We start from the raw sequence: 9,990 nt of genomic DNA, 5'->3' as shown, positions 1-9,990 counted from the left end.
CGGTGCTGCACCCTACAAGGGCCTGAAGGAAATCAAGGGTCAGGCGTAAGCCGGCCCCTCCCTGATTTACACAAACGAGACGAACATGATGCAATCACTGGTTATCGGCAACTGGAAGATGAACGGCAGCCTGTCCGCCAACGAAGTACTGCTCGATCAGCTGCTGCCGGCACTGGTCGAACTCAAGGGCGTTCAGATTGTATTGTGTCCGCCGTTTCCCTACATTTCCCAGGCCGACTCACGCTTGCTGGGCAGCCGGATTCTGCTGGGGGCCCAAAACCTCAATGCACACGAAGCCGGCGCCCATACAGGTGAGGTCAGCGCAAGCATGCTCAAGGACCTGAACTGTCGCTATGTGCTGATCGGCCACTCGGAGCGGCGCAGCCTCTATGGCGAAACCGACGCCGACACGGCACAGAAGCTTATCGCCGCCAAGGTTGCGGGCCTGATTCCGGTGCTCTGTGTGGGTGAAACCCTGCAGGAACGCCAGAGCGGTAGCACCGAAGCCGTGGTTGCCCGCCAGCTGCAGACCGTTATCGATAGCCTTGGCATCGAAACCCTTAAAGGTTGCGTCATTGCCTATGAGCCGGTCTGGGCCATCGGCACCGGCGAAACGGCAACGCCGGAACAGGCCCAGGCGGTACATGGCTTTATCCGCCGCCTGCTTGGCGGCCAGTCGGCGGCGCTTGCCGAGCGCTTGCCGCTGCTCTACGGCGGCAGTGTGAAGGCCGACAACGCCGCCGCCCTGCTCGCCCAGCCCGATATCAACGGTGCCCTGGTCGGTGGCGCATCTCTGGATGCCGCCGCCTTTGCGGACATCTGTCAGGCCGCTACGCTGAACGCCTAAGGGCTCCGCTTCCTGTTCAGGCTTCCTGTCAGAAAAATGCGCAACCTGCACCCGACACAGGCCAAGCTCTGTGCCGGGTCAGCGCCGCATCCCTGCGGGCAGATTCCCGGGATATAGGCTGCCTGCGATAAGCGGCCAACTATAAGCGACCGGCGTTAACCCGGCGCCAATTGCGCAGGAAAAGCCTTTTCTACTGCTGGTTGTAAAAACAATTATTTACGTAAATATACGTAAATAACATCGACCGCACCGTAAAATACGGTTACATTCTAACCAGCAGACGGCACCCGCCTGCGGTGCAACTCACGCTAATTTCTGGAGGGCAATGATCATGACCACGGACCTGTCTCAACTCTTTCCCGCCGCAGCGGATATACCGGCGGAGTATCAACCCGAAGCCCCGATTAACCAGCGCGAATACCTGATCAATGGTGAACTTGTCCAGTGGGACGGAGACCTTGCGCCGGTCAAGAGCCCTATTTTTCTGCGCCAGCCCGACGGTACCCTGCAGCAGGCGATCCTCGGCAGCACGCCTTTGCTCAATGCCGATGCCGCCCTGCAGGCACTGGACAGCGCCGTTAACGCCTACGACCTGGGTCAGGGTGCCTGGCCCACCATGACAGTTGCGCAGCGCATCGCGCACGTTGAAAATTTCCTGAATAAAATGAAGCCACAGCGCGATGCTGTAGTGCGTCTGCTGATGTGGGAAATCGGCAAAAACCGGGCCGATTCCGAGAAGGAATTTGACCGCACCTGCGATTATATCGTTGATACCATCAATGCCCTCAAGGCACTGGACAGGCGCTCCAGCCGCTTTGAAAACGAACAGGGCACCCTCGGCCAGATCCGCCGAGTGCCGCTGGGCGTGGCGCTGTGCATGGGCCCTTACAACTACCCGCTGAACGAAACCTTCACCACCCTGATTCCGGCCCTGATCATGGGTAATACGGTGGTGTTCAAGCCGGCCAAGTTCGGTGTGCTGCTGATTCGCCCGTTGCTCGAAGCCTTCCGCGACAGCTTCCCGCCCGGCGTTATCAACATCATCTACGGCCGTGGCCGCGAAACCGTGGGCGTGCTGATGGAATCCGGCAAGGTGGATGTATTCGCCTTTATCGGTACCAACAAGGGCGCCAGCGATCTGAAAAAGCTGCACCCCAAGCCTCACCGCCTGCGTGCCGCCCTGGGGCTGGATGCCAAGAACCCCGGTATAGTGTTGCCCGATGTCGACCTGGATAACGCCGTTAATGAATGCGTAACCGGCTCGCTGTCGTTTAACGGTCAGCGCTGCACCGCGCTGAAAATCCTCTTCGTGCACCGCAGCATCGTCGACGACTTCGTCAGCCGCTTCGTCGCCAAGATGGCCACCCTCAAGGCTGGCATGCCCTGGGAGGCCGGCGTGACCCTGACACCCCTGCCGGAACCCGGCAAGACCGAGTTTCTCACCAACCTGCTGGCCGATGCCTGCAGCCAGGGTGCCAAGATCATGAACGAACAGGGCGGCACAACCCTGGAAACCTTCTTCTGCCCGGCGCTGCTGTACCCGGTGTCGGCCGAAATGCGGGTCTACAACGAAGAGCAGTTCGGCCCCATAGTACCGGTGGTACCCTACGACGATGCTAGCGAAGTGATCGAGTATGTGCGCAGCTCCAACTTCGGCCAGCAGCTCAGCCTGTTCGGCCGCGATGCCAAGCAGATGGCGCGCATGATCGATGCCTGCGTCAACCAGGTAGGGCGCATAAACCTCAATGCCCAGTGCCAGCGCGGGCCCGATTCTTTCCCGTTCAATGGCCGCAAGGACTCAGCCGAAGGCACCCTGTCGGTCTCCGACGCCCTGCGGGTCTTCTCCATCCGTACCCTGGTGGCGGCAAAAGATACCGCGGACAGCAAGGCGCTGATCGGCAGCATTATCCGCGACCGCGAATCCAGCTTCCTGTCGACCGACTATATCTTCTGATGGCTCAACCGCAGCGGCACCGGCCTTCGGGCACAGGCGCTGCTAAGGTACAGTCAGACTGATCCAAAAAAGGCCCCGCCCTAGGGCTTAGCTACGGCGGGGCCTTTTGGCATTCGTGATCCGAAACCGGAACAAACCATCGGGCACAGCAGCTGGAACAGGGCCTTATCCTGCCCCGAAAGGATGCCACTGTGCCTTGGCGTGGCGCACAGTTACCACTGGAAGATTACTGGCGCCAGGCTGATCAAGCCCACCTTTTGTCGCAAGCCAAAGCTCAAGCCCTTGAAATATAAATGATTAGCAAATAATTCGCTCAAACTTGCTCACATGGTCAGGTTTTTGCTTATACCAGGACAGACATCACATCACTGCGGGCACGACAGGCTAGCGCCTTAACGCCGCCCACGGCTTCAAGGAGAACCTCATGTCTGCGCCCAATGAACTGCTCTATCCGCTGGACGCCACCCCCGGTGTCAGCCAGTCCGGCTTCGCCGCCATTGCCCATGTGCTGGCAAGCTTTGTCGGCATCATCACCCCCACCCTGATCATCGGCGGGGTGCTGGGTCTGGGAGAACATATCCCCTACCTGATCAGCATGGCGCTCTTCGTTTCCGGCGTCGGCACCCTGATACAAGCCTGGCGCCCACTGGGCATAGGCGCCGGCATGATCTGCGTACAGGGCACCAGCTTTGCGTTTCTCAGCTCCGTGCTGGCGGCGGGCTTTATCGCCAAGAGCAAGGGCGGTGGCCCGGAAGAAATCCTCTCGCTGATTCTGGGGGTCTGTTTCTTTGGAGCCTTCGTCGAAATCGTTCTAAGCCAGTTCCTGCACAAGCTGAAACGCGTGATTACCCCGCTGGTCACCGGTATCGTCATCACCATTATCGGCATCAGCCTGATCAGGGTGGGCATGACGGACCTCGCCGGCGGCCTGAACGCCGCGGATTTCGGCAGCCCGGCCAATCTGGCCCTGGGCGGTGTTGTACTGCTGTGCATCATAGTGCTGAATTTTTCTTCCAACCCCTGGCTGCGGCTGTCCTCCATCGTTATCGGCCTGCTGCTGGGCTTTATCATCGCCATATTCATGGGTACGGTCAGCTTCGACGGCCTCGCCGCCCTGCCCCTGCTGAGTGTGCCAATGCCGCTGCGCTACGGCTTTTCCTTCGACTGGAGCGCCTTCGCACCGATCGCCGTGATCTACCTGATCACCGCCATCGAATCCACCGGCGACCTCACCGCCAACTGCATCATTTCCAAACAGCCAATCCGGGGTGACGGCTATATCAAGCGCATCCGCGGCGGCGTGCTGGCCGATGGCCTCAACTCCATGCTGGCGGCCCTGTTCAATACCTTTCCCAACACCACCTTCAGCCAGAACAATGGCGTGATCCAGCTCACCGGCGTTGCCAGCCGCCACGTCGGCTACTACATCGCCGCCATCCTGATGCTGCTGGGGCTGTTCCCGGTCATCGGCGGCGTGCTGCAGCAGATTCCCAAGCCGGTTCTGGGCGGCGCCACCCTGGTCATGTTCGGCACAGTCGCGGCCGCCGGCGTAAAGATCCTCGCCAACGAATCCCTCGATAGGCGCAAGCTGCTGATCCTGGCGGTGTCGTTCGGCCTGGGGCTGGGCGTCATGACCCCCGACCTGCTGAGCCAGATGCCGAAAATAGTGCAGAGCATCTTCGGGTCCCCCATCACCACCGGCGGCCTGGCAGCGATTGTACTGAGCCTGCTGTTGCCTTCACCCACAACGGCGGCTATCGAGGCTCAGGCGGCTGTAACGAACGAGGCTGCATTAACGGAGGACGGCCTGAACCCGGGCAGTGCCGGCTAGCAGCCCGTCGGACTTAACACTGATCTACTGCGGAAACGCCGATTTTGGCCATTTTTCGTACTCTTTTTCGTTAAATAGAACCACTATTCGCCTTAAAAGAGCCCAAAAACTGACTTAAAACGGCCATTCCCTCGCTACGACCGGTCAAGTCCGACAGGCTGCTAGCCTGGCTTTGCGGGGGGAAAGGGGATAGAGGAAAAAACCAACACCGCACGCGGCGACGCTGCTGCGGTGTTTTTTTGTAGCAGAGCTATTGAACAGGACGCTGTAACGCAGATGATCGCCGTGCGAGCCATGAAAAACTGCAACACTGCAACCGCGCGGCAGAGCCTTTAATCCGGGAGGATTTTGAGGGTCATCAAATAAAAACGGCGTAGTCGCAGCGCCTTAATCCAATAGGCAAAAGGAAAGGCATGACCCTCTTCATGTTCTCTTTATAGCGTTGCCGCTATTTACAGAAAAATGGCGTTTCAAAGCTCCATCCACTGCCGGGTTTACCTGGGCGTTGCTACTGCCTTGCTGACTCGCCATACCGTATTTCCTACATCATCTGCCACTAGTAAAGCTCCCGTTTTATCAATCGTTACGCCAACCGGCCTACCGTAGGCTTCGCCTTTTTCGTTAAGAAAGCCAGAGACTACATCGATTGGGTTAGCTGAAGGCTTCCCGTTAAAAAATGGAATAAAAACAACCTTATATCCGCTGGGTGGTTTACGATTCCATGAGCCATGTTCGCCAATAAACATGCCGTTGGCGAAAATTGGGGACAGGGTATTTCCCACAGACGACGTTAATCCGAGTGGCGCGACGTGTGAGCCCAGTGCGTAATCCGGTGCAATGGCTGTCGCGACAAGCTCGGGACGTTGCGGTTCAACTCGGGTGTCAATATGCTGGCCGTAATAGCTGTAGGGCCAACCGTAAAATCCGCCCTCGGTGACCGACGTCAAATAATCTGGTACCAGATCATTGCCGAGTTCGTCGCGCTCATTGACGACAGTCCACAATTTTCCGGTCACAGGCTCCCATGCCATGCCATTCGGATTGCGCAAACCTCGGGCAAATATATGGTGAGTATCCTTATCGATATCCACCACCCAAATAGCGGCCCGGTCTGTTTCAACGTCCATGCCGTTTTCGGCGATATTACTGTTTGAGCCCACTGTGACATAAAGCTTAGAGCCATCGGGGTTGGCGATAATATTTTTCGTCCAATGATGATTTATTGTGCCTGCCGGTAAATCAATAAGTTTGTTTCCAGATGCTGTAATCCGCGTGTCGCCTGCGCGATAAGGGAAACGTAAAACCGCATCAGAATTGGCGATGTATAAATTATCGCCCACTAAGGCCATGCCGAATGGGGAATTGAGATGCTCCAAAAATACGCTTTGCATATCAGCAACGCCATCACCATCGCTGTCGCGCAACAGCGTGATACGATTTGCGCTTGGCTCAGCGGCTCCAGCGCGCTTCATGATTAATCCCATCACCCAGCCTTTAATACCTTTATTATCATCTGGCTTATAGGGAGCATTTGTTTCGGCTACCAACACATCCCCGTTCGGCAACACATACAACCAACGGGGGTGATCCAGGTCTTTGGCAAAAGCATTTACCTGCAATCCATTTACAGAGACAGGTTTCTTATCGGCTGGCCAGCCTATCGCCGGTGCAATTTTTACCGTAGGAACCAGGGCGTGTTTTGGCGCAGGTAATGTCGGGGTTGCACCTACGCCAAAACTTTCTGGCTGGGTTGACGTTTGGGCGCATCCGCCGGTCGATAAAATCTCGATGATAAATATCGCGACTACTGCGAGCCCATAATTTTGGCGCGAGAAATATTTCATATATATTGCACCCCAGTTTTTTGTTAACTGTTAATTTTTAAAATTTTTCAAAAATTTTGTAACTCCAGTGCTTCATCACGGGTATAGCCAGTCAACAACGGTTGATCGCAGAGGTTTTCCGGTTGCAGCACTGAGTAAGGATAAAGCTTCCTGCTATGACCATGCCCGGAAATAACCGGCATCTGCAGGTTGAGCAGTTCGCCGTCGACCAGGCGCCCATAGGTACGACAAACACCGCAGGCCAGTATCTTCACGCGAGTCTCGCCGTCACCCGGCGGTAAGCGGAGCAAGGAATAGCGTTGCGAAGGTTTTTGCCGGCACCGGCTTGCTGAACAGAAAGCCCTGCATTTCGTCGCAGCCCAACAAGCGAAGCAGGCGCGCTTGCTCGTCAGTTTCAACGCCCTCCGCCACCACCTTGAGTCTCAGCGCATGCGCAAGTTTGATAATAGTGGAGACCAGCGCCAGCCCTTCTAGCCCGTCAGTCATGTCGAGCACGAACGAACGGTCAATCTTCAGTGTGTCCACCGGCAGCTTGGCAAGATAGCTGAGTGAAGAGAAACCCGTGCCAAAGTCATCGATAGCGATGGTTATGCCCATAGCGCGGACCGCCTGCAGGCTGACGATACTGCGCTTGACGTCCGCCATGATCAGGCTTTCGGTAAGTTCCAGTTCCAGCCCTGTGGACGCACGCACGTCAACGCCTATTTCCCGCTCGATATCGGCGATGAAGCCGCGATGGCGCAGTTGCAGGGGAGACACGTTCACCGCGATGCGCACGGCATGGAGACCGGCGGAGCACCAATATAGGTAATCTTCGATGGCCTTGCGCAGCGCCCAGCGCCCGACTTCATGGATCAATCCGGTTTCTTCGAGAATCGGTATAAAACGTCCCGGCGACACCAGGCCACTACGAGGATTATTCCAGCGGATAAGCGCTTCCGCGCTGGTAACCTTGCCACTTACGAGGTTCACCTTGGGCTGATAATAAAGCACGAACTCTTCATTATCGACCGCCTGTCGCAGCTCATTTTCCAGGGTGAGATTGCTGGCCACTGCCTCGGTCATTTTATGTGTGTGAAACAGAAATCGATCCCCGCTTGCTTTGGATTTTTTGAGCGCGGCCTCGGCATTCCTTAGCAAGGTGTCAGCGTCAGAGCCATCATCGGGATATAGCGCTATGCCGATTTTAATACCGATTTTGAACACAACGTCGTTCAGATCGAACGCATACTGAAGAAATGCATCCAAGATGTCCTCGACCAGCCGCGGCATTTCATTTTCGTAACTGACCTGCGGGAACACCAGGGCAAAATGGTCCGCATCCAGTCGTGCTAGCCGGGCTGCATCCGATGTTCTGTGCGTCAGCCACTGTGCCACCTGCTTCAATAGCTCGTCGCCGGCTGCCCGACTGAGACTGTCGTTAATACTCTTGAATCGCTCCAGGTCGATAATGGCTACCGCAAGCTTGTGGCCGCCGTCGAACGCGCTGCGTATGTACTGTGTCACTCGGTCAAGAAACAAACTGCGGTTTGCCAGTCCAGTAAGCGCATCGTAGTAAGCGAGGTAGTTGAGCCTTTCCTGCTTGTCGATATGATCGATCGCAAACGCTATGTTGCCAGCCAGCTCCGTTAACAACTGCATTTCTTCCTCATGGAAGAATTCAATCTCGCCGGCGTAGAACGCGATTATCCCTACCGCGACGTCCTCAACAATCAGCGGCAAAATGGCTATTGAGCGGACTCCGGACTCTGCATATTTTTTTCCGAACAAAACGTTGGGGTCGTTTTGCGAATTATTGGAGACGACAGCCTTTTGTTCTCGGATCGCGCGCGCGATCATGGTATTTTTCGCGTCCACACTGGATGACAAAATGTCTTTGATATCGAGCATAAGGTGCTCTTCCTTGCCCGCCGAGGCGACCGGGACAACCTTCATTGTGCGTTGATCGATGATGGCTATCAGCGCCATGCGGAAACCGCCGGCCTCGATGGCGACCCGGCACGCGTCCTTGAACAGTTCATTGCGGTTGCGCACGCGCACGATAAGTGAATTGATACCGCTGAGCACTGCATAGACACGGTTGAGGAGTGCAATCTTAGTCTCTGCGAGTTTGCGCTCGGTGATATCGCGGAAATACCAGACACGACCGTAATGCTTATGGTTCGCTCCAATGACCGGGGCAGAATAGCGATCGACTACTCTGCCATCCTTTAACTGCATTTCCCCGTGACTCTTATCGTCTGGGTGCTCTTTCAGATACTGCATCCGAACCAAAAATACTGCTGGATTTTCGGATTGCTGAGCAACGGCCTGGAGTACGGCTGAAGCCAGCCCCGTGTCCACGAGCGCTGGCGAGAGGTGCCACAGGTCAATAAATTTTTGGTTACAGGAGGTGATTTCTCCATTCTCATCAGCCACGAGAATGGCATCGAGGGATGTCTCCTGCTGAGTGTTGAGGATCCTGTTCTTAAATTGTATTTCTTTCTCCGCCCTCTGGCGCAGAGCCTCGCGGACAAAATTGTCCAGTGCAAAGCTGATATCCGTGGCCATTTCGGTCAACAGGTTGCGCGCCGATTCGTCGAAGGCGTCGACCTCGCTGGAATACAGCGTGAAAGCACCAACGACGCTCCCTTCATTGTGCAACGGCAGCGACGCCGAAGCGGCAAAACCTGCTCGCGCAGCACGCTCCTGCCAGAGGACGATTAGAGGGCTATTGCGGAAATCTTGACACCAGAACGGCTGAGCCTGCCGGATAGCGGTACCAGTTGGGCTTTGTCCGAACGGACTATCGGCATCAACAGAAATCACCAGATCCTTCAGGTACTCAGTATCATCACCGAAACTAACGGCGGGGCACACCATGCGGGTCTTGGTGTCGATGAGACCAACCCACGCCATCGTCATGCCACCGAACTGCACTGCGGCGCGGCAGGCTTCTTGAAACAACTCTTCCTTGCTAGCGCAATGCACGATGGCCTTATTGCACTGGCTCAGGGCCGCATAGAGTTGCGTGTGCCGCAGGATTTTCGCGCGGTCTGCATGGCGTTCGGTCATGTTGCGGATGTTGCACTGTATTACCTTGACTCCTTCACAGTCGTAAGTATTACTGATGAATTCAACCGCGATTTCTTCCCCGGCCCTGGTTTTAAGCGGAAGATCGTTGTATCGGACATAGCCCTTCGTTTGCAGTACTGCGAACATTTCTTTGCTATTCGCAATATCCGAAAATGACCCCACTTCCCAAATCTTTTTCCCCAGAAACTGCCTATGCGAGTAGCCCAGCATCCGGATCAGGTACGGGTTGACGTCTTCAATCTGGCCCGTAGTTGCGTTGAGAAGCAGAATTCCGTCTTGTGCGGTTTCAAATAAACGACGGTAGCGGCTTTCGGATATCCGTAGCGCTTTAAGCGTGGCATCACTCATTGTAGCGGGGGTAGATTCCTTTTCGGGATTCTCTGCTGGCGAGCTGTTCATCACGATAGCGACCCCTGTCAGTCGATGGGTTGAAAGAATG

The 9,990-nt window shown here is 55.8% G+C and carries 6 protein-coding genes; 3 read left to right on the top strand and 3 right to left on the bottom strand.

The window, feature by feature from the left end; genetic code table 11:
• The first annotated feature begins 85 nt into the window (after window positions 1–85).
• The 3 genes from tpiA (at window position 86) to MRS74_RS11855 (ending at window position 4,632) form a co-directional block, all read left to right on the top strand.
• Complete coding sequence (tpiA, locus tag MRS74_RS11865) at window positions 86–847, top strand: triose-phosphate isomerase (protein WP_254580500.1); 762 nt, start codon at window positions 86–88, stop codon at window positions 845–847.
• Between the two features lie 331 nt (window positions 848–1,178).
• On the top strand, window positions 1,179–2,801 hold the full coding sequence (locus MRS74_RS11860; protein WP_254580499.1) for an NADP-dependent glyceraldehyde-3-phosphate dehydrogenase: 1,623 nt from the start codon (window positions 1,179–1,181) through the stop codon (window positions 2,799–2,801).
• A gap of 424 nt (window positions 2,802–3,225) precedes the next feature.
• Window positions 3,226–4,632, top strand: a complete 1,407-nt coding sequence (locus tag MRS74_RS11855) for a uracil-xanthine permease family protein (RefSeq protein ID WP_254580498.1) — start codon at window positions 3,226–3,228, stop codon at window positions 4,630–4,632.
• Between the two features lie 494 nt (window positions 4,633–5,126).
• Here MRS74_RS11855 and MRS74_RS11850 read toward each other — a convergent pair whose 3' ends face one another.
• Genes MRS74_RS11850 through MRS74_RS11840 form a run of 3 tightly spaced genes read right to left on the bottom strand, consistent with a single transcriptional unit; the run spans window position 5,127 to window position 9,950 of the window.
• On the bottom strand, window positions 5,127–6,476 hold the full coding sequence (locus MRS74_RS11850) for a PQQ-dependent sugar dehydrogenase (protein WP_254580497.1): 1,350 nt from the start codon (window positions 6,474–6,476) through the stop codon (window positions 5,127–5,129).
• 47 nt (window positions 6,477–6,523) lie between these two features.
• Window positions 6,524–6,730, bottom strand: a complete 207-nt coding sequence (locus MRS74_RS11845) for a hypothetical protein (protein ID WP_254580496.1) — start codon at window positions 6,728–6,730, stop codon at window positions 6,524–6,526.
• Window positions 6,731–6,743: 13 nt separating this feature from the next.
• Window positions 6,744–9,950 carry an EAL domain-containing protein gene (locus MRS74_RS11840; protein ID WP_254580505.1) on the bottom strand — a complete coding sequence of 1,069 codons (3,207 nt, stop codon included), beginning with the start codon at window positions 9,948–9,950 and terminating at the stop codon, window positions 6,744–6,746.
• Window positions 9,951–9,990: the final 40 nt, after the last annotated feature.

The sequence above is a fragment of the Marinobacterium sedimentorum genome (assembly GCF_024267675.1).
Taxonomy (GTDB): Bacteria; Pseudomonadota; Gammaproteobacteria; order Pseudomonadales; family Balneatricaceae; genus Marinobacterium_A; species Marinobacterium_A sedimentorum.
Note: the sequence above shows the minus strand (reverse complement) of the source record. Positions and strands in the feature narration are given on the sequence as shown.

Coding starts and splice junctions, on each gene's coding strand:
- tpiA (WP_254580500.1), top strand. CDS start 86: ATGATGCAATCACTGGTTATCGGCAACTGGAAGATGAACGGCAGCCTG.
- MRS74_RS11860 (WP_254580499.1), top strand. CDS start 1,179: ATGACCACGGACCTGTCTCAACTCTTTCCCGCCGCAGCGGATATACCG.
- MRS74_RS11855 (WP_254580498.1), top strand. CDS start 3,226: ATGTCTGCGCCCAATGAACTGCTCTATCCGCTGGACGCCACCCCCGGT.
- MRS74_RS11850 (WP_254580497.1), bottom strand. CDS start 6,476: ATGAAATATTTCTCGCGCCAAAATTATGGGCTCGCAGTAGTCGCGATA.
- MRS74_RS11840 (WP_254580505.1), bottom strand. CDS start 9,950: ATGAACAGCTCGCCAGCAGAGAATCCCGAAAAGGAATCTACCCCCGCT.